General features: G+C 43.5%; 14 protein-coding genes. 8 read left to right on the top strand and 6 right to left on the bottom strand.

Annotation, left to right across the window (positions count from 1 at the left end; all coding sequences use genetic code 11):
- Positions 1–6: 6 nt before the first annotated feature.
- The 4 genes from epd (at position 7) to mscS (ending at position 4,775) form a co-directional block, all read left to right on the top strand.
- On the top strand, positions 7–1,047 hold the full coding sequence (gene epd / locus ACU01J_RS04895) for an erythrose-4-phosphate dehydrogenase (protein WP_481084655.1): 1,041 nt from the start codon (positions 7–9) through the stop codon (positions 1,045–1,047).
- 153 nt (positions 1,048–1,200) lie between these two features.
- A complete protein-coding gene (locus ACU01J_RS04890) occupies positions 1,201–2,361 on the top strand; it encodes a phosphoglycerate kinase (protein WP_053441065.1) in 1,161 nt (386 codons plus the stop codon).
- Positions 2,362–2,514: 153 nt separating this feature from the next.
- Entirely contained in the window at positions 2,515–3,591 is a 1,077-nt protein-coding gene (gene fbaA / locus ACU01J_RS04885) for a class II fructose-bisphosphate aldolase (RefSeq protein WP_049845540.1), read from the top strand.
- Between the two features lie 317 nt (positions 3,592–3,908).
- Positions 3,909–4,775, top strand: a complete 867-nt coding sequence (gene mscS, locus ACU01J_RS04880; protein WP_481084654.1) for a small-conductance mechanosensitive channel MscS — start codon at positions 3,909–3,911, stop codon at positions 4,773–4,775.
- Positions 4,776–4,824: 49 nt separating this feature from the next.
- On the opposite strand, the gene ACU01J_RS04875 is transcribed toward mscS, so the two are convergent.
- A complete protein-coding gene (locus ACU01J_RS04875) occupies positions 4,825–5,307 on the bottom strand; it encodes a YbaK/EbsC family protein (protein ID WP_481084653.1) in 483 nt (160 codons plus the stop codon).
- Positions 5,308–5,314: 7 nt separating this feature from the next.
- Positions 5,315–5,941, bottom strand: a complete 627-nt coding sequence (locus tag ACU01J_RS04870) for a LysE/ArgO family amino acid transporter (RefSeq protein ID WP_481084652.1) — start codon at positions 5,939–5,941, stop codon at positions 5,315–5,317.
- Between the two features lie 117 nt (positions 5,942–6,058).
- Between ACU01J_RS04870 and ACU01J_RS04865 the strand changes: the two genes are divergently transcribed.
- Both ACU01J_RS04865 and ACU01J_RS04860 read left to right on the top strand, forming a co-directional pair.
- Complete coding sequence (locus ACU01J_RS04865) at positions 6,059–6,955, top strand: LysR family transcriptional regulator ArgP (RefSeq protein ID WP_481084651.1); 897 nt, start codon at positions 6,059–6,061, stop codon at positions 6,953–6,955.
- A 113-nt stretch (positions 6,956–7,068) separates the two neighbouring features.
- Positions 7,069–7,764 (top strand): oxidative stress defense protein, encoded by a 696-nt coding sequence (locus ACU01J_RS04860; protein ID WP_481084650.1) that lies wholly within the window; start codon positions 7,069–7,071, stop codon positions 7,762–7,764.
- A 78-nt stretch (positions 7,765–7,842) separates the two neighbouring features.
- On the opposite strand, the gene pykF is transcribed toward ACU01J_RS04860, so the two are convergent.
- The gene (gene pykF / locus ACU01J_RS04855) at positions 7,843–9,255 is read right to left on the bottom strand and encodes a pyruvate kinase PykF (protein WP_481084649.1); all 1,413 of its coding nucleotides are present in this window, start codon (positions 9,253–9,255) and stop codon (positions 7,843–7,845) included.
- Between the two features lie 429 nt (positions 9,256–9,684).
- On the opposite strand from pykF, the gene ACU01J_RS04850 reads away from it, so the two are divergent.
- Positions 9,685–10,446: a DeoR/GlpR family DNA-binding transcription regulator gene (locus tag ACU01J_RS04850; RefSeq protein ID WP_481084648.1), complete on the top strand. Its 762-nt coding sequence runs from the start codon at positions 9,685–9,687 to the stop codon at positions 10,444–10,446.
- Positions 10,447–10,523: 77 nt separating this feature from the next.
- Entirely contained in the window at positions 10,524–12,356 is a 1,833-nt protein-coding gene (gene glmS / locus ACU01J_RS04845; RefSeq protein WP_481084647.1) for a glutamine--fructose-6-phosphate transaminase (isomerizing), read from the top strand.
- A gap of 95 nt (positions 12,357–12,451) precedes the next feature.
- Here glmS and ACU01J_RS04840 read toward each other — a convergent pair whose 3' ends face one another.
- The 3 genes from ACU01J_RS04840 to kdgR all read right to left on the bottom strand — a co-directional run bounded on the left by ACU01J_RS04840 (position 12,452) and on the right by kdgR (position 15,896).
- The gene (locus ACU01J_RS04840) at positions 12,452–13,159 is read right to left on the bottom strand and encodes a 3'-5' exonuclease (protein ID WP_481084646.1); all 708 of its coding nucleotides are present in this window, start codon (positions 13,157–13,159) and stop codon (positions 12,452–12,454) included.
- A gap of 2 nt (positions 13,160–13,161) precedes the next feature.
- Complete coding sequence (locus tag ACU01J_RS04835; protein ID WP_481084645.1) at positions 13,162–15,030, bottom strand: DUF294 nucleotidyltransferase-like domain-containing protein; 1,869 nt, start codon at positions 15,028–15,030, stop codon at positions 13,162–13,164.
- An 83-nt stretch (positions 15,031–15,113) separates the two neighbouring features.
- Positions 15,114–15,896 (bottom strand): DNA-binding transcriptional regulator KdgR, encoded by a 783-nt coding sequence (kdgR, locus tag ACU01J_RS04830; protein WP_481084644.1) that lies wholly within the window; start codon positions 15,894–15,896, stop codon positions 15,114–15,116.
- Between the last annotated feature and the right edge of the window lie 120 nt (positions 15,897–16,016).

The raw sequence follows: 16,016 nt of genomic DNA, 5'->3' as shown, positions 1-16,016 counted from the left end.
GGAATCATGCTAAAAGTTGCGATCAATGGATTTGGACGTATCGGTCGTAATGTACTGCGTGCAGTATATGAAAGTGGAAAGAACCAAAAAATCAAAATTGTTGCGGTGAATGAACTGGCTCAACCCGATGCCATGGCGCATCTACTTCAGTATGACACCAGCCATGGACGTTTTGGTAAGAAGATCTCCAATGACCAAGAGCATATTTATGTTCACCATGATGCTCCGCATGAAGGGACGGGCGAGTTTGACTCAATCCGCATCCTGCATTTAAGCGATATCGAGCTTTTGCCATGGCGAGATCTAGAAGTTGATTTGGTTCTAGACTGTACTGGTGTATTTGGCTCTCAAGTTGACGGGCAAGAGCATATAAAGGCTGGCGCTAAAAAAGTGCTGTTTTCGCATCCAGGTGCGAGTGATTTAGACAACACCATTATTTATGGTGTGAACCATGACACGCTAAAAGCCGAACACAAAGTCGTTTCCAATGGCTCGTGTACCACTAACTGTATCGTTCCTATCATCAAAGCCCTCGATGATGCGTTTGAAATCGAATCTGGCACCATTACGACCATCCACTCATCAATGAATGATCAGCAGGTCATTGACGCTTACCACTCTGACTTGAGACGAACTCGAGCTGCGAGCCAATCCATCATACCTGTTGATACTAAGTTGCATAAGGGTATTGAAAGAATCTTCCCGAAATTTTCTAACAAATTTGAGGCAATTTCAGTACGAGTGCCCACTGTTAACGTCACTGCGATGGATTTAAGTGTCACAATTAATACAAATGTGAAAGTTAATGACGTAAATCAAACCATTGTTAACGCATCTCAGTGTACATTACAGGGGATTGTTGACTATACTGAAGCGCCGCTCGTTTCAATCGACTTTAATCATGATCCCCATAGCGCGATTGTCGATGGTACACAGACACGAGTAAGTAACGGGCACTTAGTTAAAATGCTTGTTTGGTGTGACAACGAATGGGGCTTTGCGAACCGCATGCTGGATACGGCGCTCGCAATGCAAGCTGCAAAATAAGTCGTAATGTAGCGATGGAGAAATATTTATTTTTATACTTGAAATAAATAATCAGCGTCTCCATATCAAAACCAGTTTGAAGAATTTATAGGTCTGGCAGGGTTGCCGGGCTACTGAAAAACTTTACTTATTGAATATTTGAGAGGACACATCATGTCTGTAATCAAGATGACTGACCTGGAACTAGCAGGTAAACGTGTATTTATCCGTGCGGACCTAAACGTACCAGTAAAAGAAGGCAAAGTGACTTCTGATGCACGTATCCTAGCATCTCTACCAACGATCAAGCACTGTCTAGAAGCAGGCGCTAAGGTTATGGTTACTTCTCACCTAGGTCGTCCAACTGAAGGTGAATACGCAGAAGAGTTCTCTCTACAACCTGTAGTTAACTACCTAAACGACGCACTAGATTGCGAAGTTAAACTAGCGAAAGATTACCTAGATGGCCTAGAGCTAAACACTGGGGAACTTGTTGTTCTTGAAAACGTTCGCTTTAACAAAGGCGAAAAGAAGAACGAAGAAGAGCTATCTAAGAAGTACGCTGCACTATGTGACATCTTCGTAATGGACGCATTCGGTACAGCTCACCGTGCACAAGCATCTACTCACGGTGTTGGCATGAACGCACCTGTTGCGTGTGCTGGTCCTCTACTAGCTGCTGAACTTGAAGCATTAGGTAAAGCAATGGACAACCCAGAGCGTCCACTTGTTGCTATCGTTGGTGGCTCTAAAGTTTCTACTAAACTAACAGTTCTAGAATCTCTATCTAAAGTTGCTGACCAACTAGTTGTTGGTGGTGGTATCGCGAATACATTCATCGCAGCTGAAGGCCACAATGTAGGTAAGTCTCTATACGAAGCAGACCTAGTTGAAACTGCTCAGAAGCTAATGAAAGAGTGTGCAATTCCAGTTGCGACTGACGTTGCATGTGCAAAAGCTTTCGATGAGAACGCAGAAGCTGAAATCAAGCACGTATCTGAAGTTGCTGATGACGACATGATTTTCGACCTAGGTCCAGAGTCAACTGCAGCATTAGCTGAAATTATCGCTAACGCAAAAACTATCCTTTGGAACGGCCCTGTAGGCGTATTCGAGTTTAAGAACTTCGAAGCGGGTACAGCTGGTATCTCTAAAGCAATCGCTGAGTCTGCAGGCTTCTCTGTAGCAGGTGGTGGTGACACGCTAGCTGCTATCGACAAGTTCGGTATCAAAGCTGACGTATCTTACATCTCTACTGGTGGTGGTGCATTCCTTGAGTTTGTTGAAGGTAAAGTACTTCCTGCGGTAGCAATGCTTGAAGAGCGCGCTAAGTAATTAGGTGAAAGCGGGAGAGTTAATCTCCCGCTTTCTTGTTTGCTGCACATCACACTTTTTTGCTAGAATAGCGCGAGTTGTGAGCAAACGTTTGCAAGAATTTAAACTTAACAAGTTTTATTTTTAAAACGACAGATAAATAGGATTAAATCCATGTCTAAGATCTTCGATTTCGTAAAACCAGGTGTTATCTCTGGCGACGACGTACAGAAAGTATTTGAAGTAGCAAAAGAGAACAAATTTGCACTTCCAGCAGTAAACGTTGTTGGTACTGACTCTGTAAACGCAGTACTAGAAGCAGCAGCGAAAGTTAAATCTCCTGTTGTTGTTCAGTTCTCTAACGGCGGTGCAGCTTTCTTCGCTGGTAAAGGCGTTAAACTTGAAGGTCAAGGTGCTCAAATCCTTGGTGCTGTAGCTGGTGCTAAATACGTTCACGCTGTAGCTGAAGCTTACGGTGTGCCAGTAATCCTACACACGGACCACGCTGCTAAGAAACTTCTTCCATGGATCGACGGTCTACTAGACGCGGGCGAAGAGTTCTTCGCTCAAACTGGTAAACCTCTATTCTCTTCTCACATGCTAGACCTTTCTGAAGAGTCTCTAGAAGAGAACATCGAAACATGTGCTAAGTACCTAGAGCGCATGGCTAAAATGAACATGACAATCGAGATCGAACTTGGTTGTACTGGTGGTGAAGAAGACGGCGTTGATAACTCTGATATGGACGCATCTGAGCTTTACACTTCTCCAGAAGACGTTGCATACGCATACGAGAAACTAAGCGCAGTTAGCCCACGTTTCACTATCGCTGCATCTTTCGGTAACGTACACGGTGTTTACAAGCCAGGTAACGTTGTTCTAACTCCAACTATTCTACGTGACTCTCAAGCATACTGTGCAGAGAAGTTTGGTATTGCACCTAACGCTCTAAACTTCGTATTCCACGGTGGTTCTGGTTCTACTGAAGCAGAAATCCAAGAGTCTATCGGCTACGGCGTTATCAAAATGAACATCGATACTGATACACAGTGGGCTACATGGGATGGTATCCGTGCATACGAAGCGGAAAACCGCGATTACCTACAAGGTCAAATCGGTAACCCAACTGGCGAAGACGCACCAAACAAGAAGTACTACGATCCACGCGTATGGCTACGTGCTGGTCAAGCTTCAATGGTAGCTCGTCTAGAGAAAGCATTCGCTGACCTAAATGCAGTAGACGTACTATAATTCGTCTCAACTGATTGTTAAAAAACCCGCTCATTTGAGCGGGTTTTTTTATATCTGATACATCACGATTTAAAGACGCATAGGCGAAGAAAAAGTCTGGTGAAATGTAAAATCTTTGCGTAATCTGTAACAAGCCGATATCAGAGTTTTCTGATAAACCTTTGTTTTTGTTCTCTTTGCAAAAACTTGACTTTGAGAAAGGTCAAAAATGAGATATCGTGCCAAAAAACTGACATTACTTCAGTGAATGTATAGGGATGTCGTTGTTAATTAGTAATAGAAAGCAGTTTGGTCCATAGATTTTAGAGGATATAAATATGGCAGGTGAATCAGCGGGAATTGAAACTCCCCTAGTTGATGGTTTAAGCTACGCAAATAATTGGCTAACAAATAATTCTGATTTACTGGTTCAGTACGGTGTGAATATCATCTCAGCGGTTCTGATCCTGTTTATCGGTAACATTATCGTAAAAACAGTAGCGAATAGTGTTTCTAAAGTATTAGAAAAGAAAGACATGGACAAAGCGGTTGTTGGGTTCGTTCATGGATTAGTTCGTTACCTACTATTCGTTATCGTTCTAATTGCAGCATTAGGTCGTGTTGGCGTTCAAACCGCTTCTGTCGTGGCGGTTATCGGTGCAGCCGGTCTTGCTGTTGGTCTTGCTCTACAAGGTTCATTATCTAACTTTGCTGCTGGTGTACTTATCGTTGCGTTCCGTCCATTTAAGTCTGGTGACTACGTGGAAATTGGTGGTGTAGCAGGTAGTGTAGAATCGATTCAAATTTTCCAAACGGTACTAAAAACTCCTGATAACAAAATGGTCGTAGTACCAAACTCAGGTGTTATCGGTAGCCCAATCACCAACTACTCTCGACACGCAACGCGTCGTGTTGACCTTGTTATCGGTGTTTCATACGGTGCGGATCTTAAGCAGACTAAGAAAGTCATTCGTGAAGCGCTAGAAAAAGATGAGCGTATTCTGAAAGATCCTGATATCCAAATCGGTGTTCTGGCTCTTGCTGACTCTTCAGTGAACTTTGTTGTTCGCCCTTGGTGTAAGACAGCGGATTACTGGGATGTATATTTCGACTCAACTCAAGCAATTAAAGAAGCGCTTGATGAAGCGGGTATTGAAATTCCATTCCCACAAATGGATGTTCATTTGAACAAAGTAGAAGCTTAATTTTAGCGATACTAACGATTAATAAGCGAGGCCATAGAGCCTCGCTTTTTTACATCTCAATAACAGGGTTTTCTAACGCTTGCAAGATATCCATTAAACGTGAGCTTGGCAGCCCAATCGTGAAGTCCGGTTTACCAGGGGTGTATAACAACTCGTTTGAGCTAAACAAGTTACGATCGACGATGATTGGAATATGACTCGGTATGCCAAATGGGCACACTGCGCCTGGCACACAGCCTATGGCCTCGGTCATTTCATCATTATCGACAATCGACGGTCGCTTACCCGTTATTGCTTTAATCCCCTTACTGTTTAATCGGCTATCTTTATCGGTTAATAGCAGAGCATATCCTGCCCCTTTTAGCTTTAAAAACAGGCTTTTACTGTGGGTTCCTGTCCAGCCAAGTTCCTTAGCAACCTTCTCGTCGGTAACAAAGTCGAGAATAGGTTCGTGTTGCCACTCTTGATAGTTAATGGACAAGCTTTGCAGTAGTCCTTTGTTGAATTGGTAAATCGTTTCGAGTTTATCCATGTAGCACCTAGATAAATTGGTTCAGTAACTCATTTGCCAAAATGGCCGCAATGACAAACATCATAACGGCAACGGTGATATCAATTCCTTGCTTCACTCGCGGTTGTGACAACATTGGGCCGAGTTTTGCTGCTCCTATTGAAAGAGCAAAGAACCAGACTAGCGAGGCCAGCATCGTTCCTACTGCAAATGCTATACGATCGTCTCCTTCGAATTGACCACCTATCGAGCCGAGAATGACCACTGTATCAAGATAAAGGTGTGGATTAAGCACCGTAACGGCCAGTGCCCCAAGAATGACAGCTCTTTTTCCTCGCTGTGTATGTTGGTTCGCATCTTCATCTTTTTGTGCATAGAAAGCGCTTTTTAATGACAACAAACCATACACGGACAAGAAAGCGATTCCTCCTAGGGTGACCAATAATAATAAGGTGTCATTTTGCGCCAGTAACGCTCCGCCACCAAAGATACCTAATGAGATAAACACAATGTCGAGGACGCTGCATATCGTTGCGGTCGTTAGGTGATGTTGACGCTTGATACCTTGATTCAAAACATAAGCATTTTGAGCGCCAATGGGAATGATCATGCTCGCTCCGAGGCCGAAACCTTGCAGTAGAAGCCAAAGGTTCATGGCTAAGTCTCCAAATTATTTGTTGATGGCGACAAAGATAAGCAAGCTAGTGATATAAGTATATTTAATATTATTTATGCTATATAAGTAACTCTAATATTAAGAGGAGGGGGAGTTATGCGTGGCTTAGATTATCGTTGGATAGAAGCCTTAGAAGCCGTGGTGAGTTATGGCAATTTCGAACGAGCGGCTGAAGCGCTATTCGTGTCTCAATCCGCGGTTTCACAGCGAGTGAAGCAGCTAGAGAAGTTCTTGGCTCAGCCAGTTTTAGTCAGAGAGCAGCCGCCCAAACCGACGCCGGTTGGCCAAAAATTATTGGCTTTATATCAGCAGGTGCAATTGCTAGAAACGGAATTTATCCCTGAGCTGGATGGGAATAAAGTAGGCAAAGTACAACGAGCTGCGATCGCAACTAATGCAGACAGCTTAGCCACTTGGTTACTGCCAGCGTTAGCGCCTGTGATGAAGTCGAGAGATGTTGAACTAAACTTAGCCGTATACGGTGAAGGTCGCACTCTCGATAAGCTGAAAAATGGTGAAGTGATTGGGGCCTTAAGCATGGAGCCTAAGGCAATGGTGGGTTGTGAAGCTAACTACTTAGGCCGAATGGACTATGTTTGTGTCGCCAGTCCGGAGTTTGCTGCCAGTTATTTCCCCCATGGGGTGAATCGAGAGGCTTTACTAGACGCGCCAGCAGTCTCATTCGATCAATATGATCAACTGCATCGAGACTTCCTCAAATTGCACTTTAATATCTCATCTGATGCAGTGACACATCATCATGTCGCAAGCTCTGAAGCATTTGTTAATCTTGCTCTGATGGGGTGTGCTTATTGTTTGATCCCTAAATTGCAGATTGAGAAGGAGCTAGCATTAGGTGAGTTGGTTGATTTGATGCCTGACTTCTTTATGAGCTTTCGTATTTATTGGCATCATTGGCAGCTTGAAACGGCTTTGTTGAGTGAAATTACTCAGGCAATCATCAATCACACCAAAGACTTGTTACCCAAATAGGCCATGAATCAGTTTTTTGAGGTTAATTCTTTGTCAGAACTTGAGCGGGTCTGTGGTCTAAATTTGATCGCTATCTATGATGTAAAGAACTGCATTTAAAATGGTGATGAAGTATGAATGTATTTTCTAAAGTTGCAGCAACGCTATCGCTGTCTGTAATTAGTTTTGCCTCTTTTGCAACCAGCCCGGATTTTCCACACCTTGTTACGACAGGGTATGGCGAAGTTATCGCTAAACCTGATATGGCCCAATTTTCGGTAAAAGTGGTCGACTCAACAATGACCGCAGAGCAGGCGAAGCAGTCGGTAGACAGCAGTGTCACGGCATTCTTAAAGGCATTAAGTGACGAGGGTGTTGAGAATGACGATATCTCTAGCTCTAACCTTTATATTACGCCTCAATATCACTATCCGAAGAAAGGTAAGCCTGAGCTTGTTGGTTACCGAGCATCACGCAGTATTACGGTGACTGTTGAGGAACTTTCGGATCTCAATCGATATTTAGACTTGGCGCTGAACTCAGGAATCAATCAAGTCGATAACATTCAGTTGAAGGTAAAAGATCAGGCAAAATACCAGCAGCAAGCGCGCCTTGAAGCCATTAAAGATGCGAATAGTAAAGCAGAGTCTCTTGCCAAAGGGTTCGGGAAAAAGATTAATGGTGTATGGCGTATCGACTATAACATGTCGGGAAATCAGCCAATTTTGATGCGTTCTATGGCGATGGATGCGAGAACAGAATCAAACAGTTATCAAGACTCAAGTATTGCTATCCGTGACCGAGTTGATGTGATTTACAAGTTAGACTAGAGCTAATTTGAACGCTTTATAAATAAAAAGAGGGCATAAGCCCTCTTTTTATTTAATTGAGTGATTTACTCTAACTAATTATAGAACGTGCACAGATGCAGTGTTGGTTGTGCCTGAAGCAACTAGTGCACCAGAAACCATAACAACGATGTCGCCTTTGTTACCTAGGCCTGATTCTAGAGCGATTTCTTTACCCGCGATGTAGAATGCGTCAGTGCTTTCGATTGAATCAACAACAACTGGTGTAACACCTTTAGTTAGAACTAGCTGTGCAGCAGTCTTAGTGTTAGTTGTTAGAGCGATGATGTTCGCAGTTGGGAAGTACTTACGTACTGAACGTGCAGACTTACCGCCTTCAGTTGCAACAACAATTAGTGGAGCAGCTAGTTTTTCAGCTGTGTCTACAGCACCTTTACATACCGCTTCAGTGATACGTAGACGTGGGCTGTCTAGACGAGAACCTAGTTCAGCTTTAAGCGCTGAGTCAGTACGGTTCGCGATTTGAGCCATGATAGTCACTGCTTCAACTGGGTACTTACCTTTAGCAGTTTCACCAGAAAGCATTACTGCGTCAGTACCGTCCATCACTGCGTTAGCAACGTCGCCAGCTTCTGCACGAGTAGGGCGTGGGTTGTTGATCATAGAATCAAGCATTTGTGTTGCTGTGATAACCATCTTGCGTGCACGGTTACACTTCTCGATCATCATCTTCTGAGCGAAGATTACTTCTTCTGCTGGGATTTCAACACCTAGGTCACCACGAGCAACCATGATGCCGTCAGAAAGCTCTAGGATCTCGTCGAAGTTATCAACACCTTCTTGGTTTTCGATCTTAGAGATGATGTGGATGTTCTCGCCGCCGTTTGCAGTTAGAACTTCACGGATTTCTTGAACGTCAGATGCTTTACGGATGAAAGATGCTGCAACGAAGTCAACGCCTTGCTCACAACCAAATTTAAGGTCGTTCTTATCTTTTTCAGATAGTGCAGGTAGGTTTACAGAAACGCCTGGTAGGTTAACACCTTTGTTTTCACCTAGAGCACCGTTGTTAAGAACTTTACACTTAACTTCAGTTTCAGAGGTTGAGATAACTTCCATTTCGATTAGGCCGTCATCAACAAGGATAGTGTTACCAGCGTTTAGGTCAGCGGCAAAGCCAGCGTAAGTTACTGCAACTTTGTCTTTGTTACCAACAACAGCTGTGTCAGTTGTGAAAGTGAACTCTTGACCAGCTACTAGATCAACGTCGTCGCCGTTCTCTAGTTTGATAGTGCGGATTTCTGGACCTTTAGTATCTAGTAGGATAGCTAGTTGCTTACCAGACTCTTCCATAACTTTACGGAAGTTCGCGATACGAGTGCCGTGCTCTTCATAGTCACCGTGAGAGAAGTTCAGGCGCATTACGTTCATGCCTGCATTTACTAGTTCAGTTAGCTTCTCTACAGATTCAGTTTTAGGGCCAATCGTACATACGATTTTGGTCTTTTTCATGGAAGATACTCTCCGGTCGATATAGTTACAATTTGAAAGTCGGTTATTGGTCTGAAGCCAAAGCTATTTTTAGGCATTTTGTGCCTGCCAACTTATAAAAATAGCCCGTTATGTTGTTAGCTCCAGAACTGAAAGTCTTTCATAAGTTTAGTCATTTTATGACCAACTTATTGGGATTTAATGCCGTATTTGTGTGACAAAACTAGGATATAGGCGCTAGGTTGCAAAAAAATAACGGTCAATTCTGTAATTTTTTTTCTTTTCGGTTGCGAATTCTACCACCGAATCATTTCAATATCACTGCTTAACATTTGTCTTAGGACAAGGTTTTATCTCTATTTATTAATTTTTTGGATCGAAATAAATAGACTTGAAAGTTTCGACTTGACTATAATTGCTTTCAGTTCGAAACTTTAAAGTGTTAATTAAATGTCGAAACGAAACACACAGCTAAGAAGACACGCAATATCTAATCTAGTGAACGAGAAAGGAGAGGTGAGCGTCGAAGCGCTGTCCGCTAAGTTTGAAACATCGGAAGTCACGATTAGAAAGGATCTTGCCTCACTAGAAAAAAATGGTCAGTTACTGCGTCGTTATGGTGGAGCCATTGCACTACCAAAAGAAGTGGTCAGTGACGAAATGAGTGAAAATGTTTCGATTCGAAAGAATGAGCTAGCTCGAGCCGCTGCTAAATTGATTCGTGAACATAATCGAATTGTTATTGATAGTGGCAGTACTACAGGAGCATTGATTAAACAGCTCGATGGCATGAATGGCTTAGTGGTGATGACCAACTCGCTCAACGTAGCGAATGCCCTTAACGAGTTAGAGAGTGAGCCGACTTTATTGATGACTGGCGGTACTTGGGATGCGCATTCTGAGTCCTTTCAGGGGCAAGTCGCTGAATCTGTTCTACGATCATATGACTTTGACCAATTATTTATTGGCGCGGATGGCGTCGACTTAGACCGAGGTACTACAACCTTTAATGAGTTGGTTGGTTTGAGCAAGGTGATGGCAGAAGTATCACGTGAAGTGATTGTGATGGTCGAATCAGAAAAGATCGCTCGCAAGATCCCAAACCTAGAACTGGCATGGGATGCCATCGATATCTTGATTACAAATAAAGACTTAGAGCCTGAGTACAAACAAAAAATCGAATCTCATGGCATTAAAGTGATTTGCGCATAAACAACTAAACGAATTTAAAAACTTACCGAATTTGGCCTTTGCTTGCTGCCAATCGGAATTGAAAAATGGAGTAAAACATGTGTGGAATTGTTGGTGCGGTAGCACAGCGTGATGTAGCAGAAATTTTAGTCGAAGGTCTACGCCGCTTAGAGTACCGTGGCTATGACTCAGCGGGGGTAGTGGTTGTTGATAGCGACTCTAACTTAACTCGTGTACGCCGTTTGGGCAAAGTACAAGAGTTGGCTGATGCGGTCGAACAAGAGAGCGTTGTCGGGGGGACTGGTATTGCACATACACGTTGGGCAACCCATGGTGAACCGTCTGAAGCGAATGCACACCCACATATGTCTGGCGATATCGCGGTGGTACACAATGGCATCATTGAAAACCATGAAGAATTACGTGAACTACTAAAATCTCGTGGCTACGTATTTAATTCTCAAACGGATACTGAAGTGATTGCTCATCTAGTGGAGTGGGAACTTCGCACTTCTGCATCGCTTGTTGAAGCGGTACAAAAAACCGCTAAGCAATTAGAAGGCGCTTACGGCACTGTCGCCGTTGACCGCCAAGACCCTTCTCGAATTGTCGTTGCTCGCTCCGGCAGTCCAATTGTGATTGGTTTCGGTGTTGGCGAAAATTTCCTTGCTTCTGATCAACTAGCTCTGCTTAACGTAACGCGCCGCTTTATGTATCTAGAGGAAGGCGATGTAGCAGAAATTACTCGCCGTGAAGTGACCGTGTTTGATGCAACTGGTGAACGTGTTGAACGTGATATCGCTGAATCAAATGCCGAGCACGATGCGGGAGATAAAGGCAAATACCGTCATTTCATGCAAAAAGAGATCTACGAACAACCGACAGCTCTGATCAATACGATGGAAGGTCGCATTAGTGATGACGCAGTGATAACTGAAGCGATCGGCGTTAACGCGGCAGAGATCTTAAGTAAAGTTGAGCATGTTCAGATCGTAGCTTGTGGTACTTCTTATAATGCCGGTATGACAGCACGTTACTGGTTTGAAGATATCGCTGGTGTTAGCTGTGATGTCGAAATCGCCTCTGAATTCCGCTACCGCAAATTTGTCACTCGTCCAAATAGCCTGTTGATTACGCTCTCTCAGTCTGGTGAAACGGCGGATACTTTAGCGGCTTTGCGCTTAGCCAAAGAGAAAGGCTACATGGCAGCGATGACAATTTGTAACGTGGCGGGCTCTTCGCTGGTTCGTGAGTCAGACTTTGCCTTTATGACTCGTGCCGGTGTCGAGATTGGTGTGGCATCAACCAAAGCCTTTACTACTCAACTTTCTGCGCTATTAATGCTGGTGACTGCGCTAGGCAAGCAGCAAGCTCGCGTATCTAAAGAGAAAGAAAAAGAGATCGTACAGGCTCTGCACGCACTGCCAGCGCAAATCAATGCGGCGCTTTCATTTGAAAAGGACATTGAAGCCCTAGCAGAAGATTTTGCTGATAAGCACCACACATTATTCCTAGGCCGTGGTGAGTTCTATCCAATTGCGATGGAAGCATCTCTAAAACTTAAAGAGATCTCTTACATTCACGCTGAAGCCTACGCGGCGGGTGAATTGAAACATGGCCCTCTCGCACTGATTGATGCGGATATGCCCGTTGTGGTTGTTGCGCCAAGCAATGAGCTGTTAGAGAAGCTTAAATCGAATATTGAAGAAGTACGTGCACGCGGTGGTTTACTGTATGTCTTCGCTGATGAAGAGGCTGGTTTTGAAGCGGATGAAACGATGAAGATCATCACTATGCCGCATGTCAGCGATATTACAGCGCCTATCTACTACACGATACCAATGCAGTTGTTATCGTACTACGTCGCTTTAATCAAAGGGACCGATGTTGACCAGCCTCGTAATCTTGCCAAGGCGGTAACCGTTGAATAGTTTTGTGTTTAAAATGTTGGTAGATGTACGAGAGTAATAAAGTCTCATACTAAGAGGCAGCGAAGATTCGAACTCACTGCCTTTTTAGTCTCTATTCAGTTTATAAATGACTCAACTTTAAGTGTGGAAATGTGTAATTTTTTACTTTGGACTAAAAACAATTCCGCGCATGCCAAGGCATCACTCGCGGCAGAGTGCGACAAGTACCCAGGCAGATGATAGTAATAGCGCAAGTCATTTAATTGGTAACTGGTGTGTGCCCCACTTTTCCCTGCATAACTAAATTGTTTTTCGATTTGTAGAGTATCGACGAAATACACTGGGAAATTATCCAACTGGTAGCGAGAGAAAAAGTAGGCGTTGATGAATGCTTTTTCAATACAGCACCCGTGGGCGAGTACCACTTTGCCTTTTATACGTTGCAGTAAGCGATTCATTCCCTCATCTAATTGCAGTCCTTTGGCAAGAGCTTGAGGGGTTAAACCATTAATTTTTGCTGTTTCTGGTTTGATGTACTGCCCGTGACAAATGTACCACTCTTTGGAGCTAGCGATATCAATACCCTCTAGTGTCAAGTCGACCACGCCAATCGATAATATCTTATCTCCTTGAGCGTCCACGCCTGTGGTTTCAAAGTCTAACGCAACAAAACTCAGATCTTTTAAGGTCTTCGAGGTATCCACCAAAGGTTGTTGAATATAGTCTTTTAGTTCATTGGGCCAATCGTCGATAATATGAATGGCTTGGCGTTTTTGCTCTAGAGAGAGGTGTGTTTCCCACTGCTTAAACCAACGCTTAATCATAGTTATATCCCTTTCATAAACTTCAGTTTCGCGACATCTTGCAGTTCACTGATGATCTTAAATGCATCTTTTAAATGCTTTCGTTCAAAGCTGCTGAAATCATCCGGAGCGATGTGATTATCTGGTGTGGTGCCAGCCAAAATCGCATTTAACTGGTGATGAAAACGTACCTGTGTGATGAATCGATAAGCGCCAATGATGTTTTTGACACTGTCTTTTGACAATGTACCGTGTTGAGCCGCGTAGCGAAAACGCTCTTCTGTGCCGGTTAATGAACCTCCAGCAGAAAGACTGAAAATACGGGCTAGGTCTATGATCAGATTCAAAGCGAATTTTTTAATGTTTAATGTGTTGCTGTTTGCTCCACCTTTTTCTAACACCAAATTGTTGAAAATGCCAAGTGGCGGTTGAGTGTCAATTGCGTCACGGACCAAGGCAGGGATAAAGCTTGGACTTTTTTGAATACAATCATGCAAATGTTGTTGGATCTGGTCGACAAGCTCGCGGTTGCCGTGAATGGCACGTACTTCAAGAAATACGCTAATGCTTAATAGCTTGTTGTATTCTGGGTTGGCAACCCATTTCTGATAGTAGCTTTTCCAACGCTGGACAGGCTGACACCATTTTGGATTTGCAGCCATATATTTACCATCGCATAGCGGGTAGCCACAGGCAGCTAGGCCATTGCAGATACGCATCGCCAGGTGAGTGAAGTAGAGCATGTCCTCTTCGCTAACATCGTCTGAAAGGACAATGGCACTATCTTGATCTGACAGCATATGGACTTCATTGCGCGCATGAGAGCCAGCAACCATCCATGCATAATCGCACGGAGGCGGGCCAAGCAACTCTTCACTTAATTGGATGATGCGGCGGTTAAAGGCATCCATAATCATGGACATCACGCGTCCTTGGATCTCGGCACTAACACCACTTTCAACCAAGGCTTGGAAGATGGTTTGACGTTCTTCTTTCAAAGCTGCTAATGCGTTGATTGAACTGGCATATTTTATTTTCTCAATCAAAAACAACGATTGTGTGCGGTGGTTGTGTACCAAATGTGTCGTTGTTAGAAGCCCTTTCACCTGTTTACTATGTACCACGGGTAAACAGCGAATGTTGTATTGCAGCATCAAGGAAATAGCTTGAATTACCTTAGCATCATCTTCAATCAATATAGGATTTGGCGTCATCACATCTGCAATGGGTTGATTGGTATCCATGTCTTGCGCGACGACCGATTTCGTCATGTCTCGGTCGGTGACTAAGCCAATAATATCGCCACCTTTCATCACAACGGCACATGAGCTGCGCTGTTTGCTACACATGGTCTGTGCCACACTTCGGATAGAGTCGTTCACATTAACAATTGCAATGTTTTCACTCGCGATCTCGCCAACGGTGCGAAAGAACAGTCCCTTTTCTTCTTTTCGACAAACGAACTTCACCGCCGAGCTCAAACGCACATTTGCTTGAGTAGCGAAATAATCAGCAAACTCTGGATGTTTTTCGCTGACGTATTTTAGCTCTGAGTGAGGGATCAAGTAGAGTAATGAGTCTTCAATTGCTTCGGCTTGGTAACCATCTTCGGCATTTTCCATTGGATCGAGAAAAGTAAAGCCAAACTGGTCGTCTTGTCCAAGGCGCGCGCGCAATTCACCGTTAGGCGTGCGTTGTTCGATGGCACCAGTTCGTATGATGTACAGGTAACGTTGGTCGCATAAGGCACTAAAACCAATAGAATCACCTCGCACGAGGTACTTGACTTTGACAGAGTTCGAAATGTTTTCAACCACAGACTCTGGCAGTTTATCAAAGGGGTCAATTTTGATTAAAAAGTCAAAAATATTTGGAGTGAGAGATGTGTTCATGGTACTCCCTAAAAATGAACCGGCGTTTCAAAGTGTTACTGGATGGTAAAAAAAGCAGCCTTGCGACTGCCTCTTGTTTCTCATTATGCAGGGTAATTATGATAACCCAATTGCTCAGATATGTTTTTACCTGCTTGATGCAGTAAGCCTACATAATATTCCAATCTCTTTTCATCGAAACGAATGGTAGGGAATGAGATTGAGAGACCGGCAATAATGTGGCCAAAACGGTCGTATATTGGGGCTGCTATGCAGCGAAGACCAGGTTCTTGCTCTTCGTTGTCTTCCGCAAAGTGGAGAGTACGCACTTTCTCTAATTCTTCTAGCACTTGGTCAGTGCTTTCCAGTGTTTTTTCTGTGTGCTTAATGAACTTAACACTGCTTAATGCGTCTCGGATGAAGTTTTCGTCACGACCAGAAAGTAGCACTTTGCCGATCGCAGTACTATAAAGTGGGTTACGACGACCGATGCGTGATTGCATGCGTAGGTTGTAACCAGAGTCGATTTTGTGGACGTAAATGATGGCATTTTCATCCAGTGCACCAAGGTGTAAGGCTTCATTTGTCTGGTTTGAAATAAGTTGCATCTCTTTATCAGCCAGTTCAATCAAATCGATGTACTCAAGCGATTTTGAACCTAGCTCAAACAACTTAACTGTGAGGGCGTATTTATCTGCTTCATCTTCTTGAGATACGTAACCAAGCGATTTCATTGTTTGTAGAAAACGATAGGTTGTCGCTTTCGACATCATCAGTCGTTGGGACAACTCAGAAACGCCGATGGACTTTTGCTCCCCCAGAGCCTGAAGAATATGAAACACTTTTAGTACTGATGAAACTGCTTCTGGTTGTTTCAACTTTTCCATTGTTACCCCTCTATGTTTAAGTTAGTTGTATTATATAACTTAAATTATTGATAACTAGTTTTTTTAAAATACCATTTTAAAAATTTGATATGACGCAGCAATGAAATTGAGTAAAATAAG

Source organism: Vibrio sp. 2433-A1 (assembly GCF_056726085.1).
This window is presented reverse-complemented; position numbering and strand designations above follow the sequence as displayed.

What these genes read in the sequence shown, in the direction of transcription:
- mscS (WP_481084654.1), top strand. Translation starts at nt 3,909, where the DNA reads ATGGCAGGTGAATCAGCGGGAATTGAAACTCCCCTAGTTGATGGTTTA.
- ACU01J_RS04840 (WP_481084646.1), bottom strand. Translation starts at nt 13,159, where the DNA reads ATGATTAAGCGTTGGTTTAAGCAGTGGGAAACACACCTCTCTCTAGAG.
- fbaA (WP_049845540.1), top strand. Translation starts at nt 2,515, where the DNA reads ATGTCTAAGATCTTCGATTTCGTAAAACCAGGTGTTATCTCTGGCGAC.
- ACU01J_RS04875 (WP_481084653.1), bottom strand. Translation starts at nt 5,307, where the DNA reads ATGGATAAACTCGAAACGATTTACCAATTCAACAAAGGACTACTGCAA.
- ACU01J_RS04870 (WP_481084652.1), bottom strand. Translation starts at nt 5,941, where the DNA reads ATGAACCTTTGGCTTCTACTGCAAGGTTTCGGCCTCGGAGCGAGCATG.
- ACU01J_RS04850 (WP_481084648.1), top strand. Translation starts at nt 9,685, where the DNA reads ATGTCGAAACGAAACACACAGCTAAGAAGACACGCAATATCTAATCTA.
- glmS (WP_481084647.1), top strand. Translation starts at nt 10,524, where the DNA reads ATGTGTGGAATTGTTGGTGCGGTAGCACAGCGTGATGTAGCAGAAATT.
- ACU01J_RS04865 (WP_481084651.1), top strand. Translation starts at nt 6,059, where the DNA reads ATGCGTGGCTTAGATTATCGTTGGATAGAAGCCTTAGAAGCCGTGGTG.
- ACU01J_RS04860 (WP_481084650.1), top strand. Translation starts at nt 7,069, where the DNA reads ATGAATGTATTTTCTAAAGTTGCAGCAACGCTATCGCTGTCTGTAATT.
- epd (WP_481084655.1), top strand. Translation starts at nt 7, where the DNA reads ATGCTAAAAGTTGCGATCAATGGATTTGGACGTATCGGTCGTAATGTA.
- ACU01J_RS04835 (WP_481084645.1), bottom strand. Translation starts at nt 15,030, where the DNA reads ATGAACACATCTCTCACTCCAAATATTTTTGACTTTTTAATCAAAATT.
- ACU01J_RS04890 (WP_053441065.1), top strand. Translation starts at nt 1,201, where the DNA reads ATGTCTGTAATCAAGATGACTGACCTGGAACTAGCAGGTAAACGTGTA.
- kdgR (WP_481084644.1), bottom strand. Translation starts at nt 15,896, where the DNA reads ATGGAAAAGTTGAAACAACCAGAAGCAGTTTCATCAGTACTAAAAGTG.
- pykF (WP_481084649.1), bottom strand. Translation starts at nt 9,255, where the DNA reads ATGAAAAAGACCAAAATCGTATGTACGATTGGCCCTAAAACTGAATCT.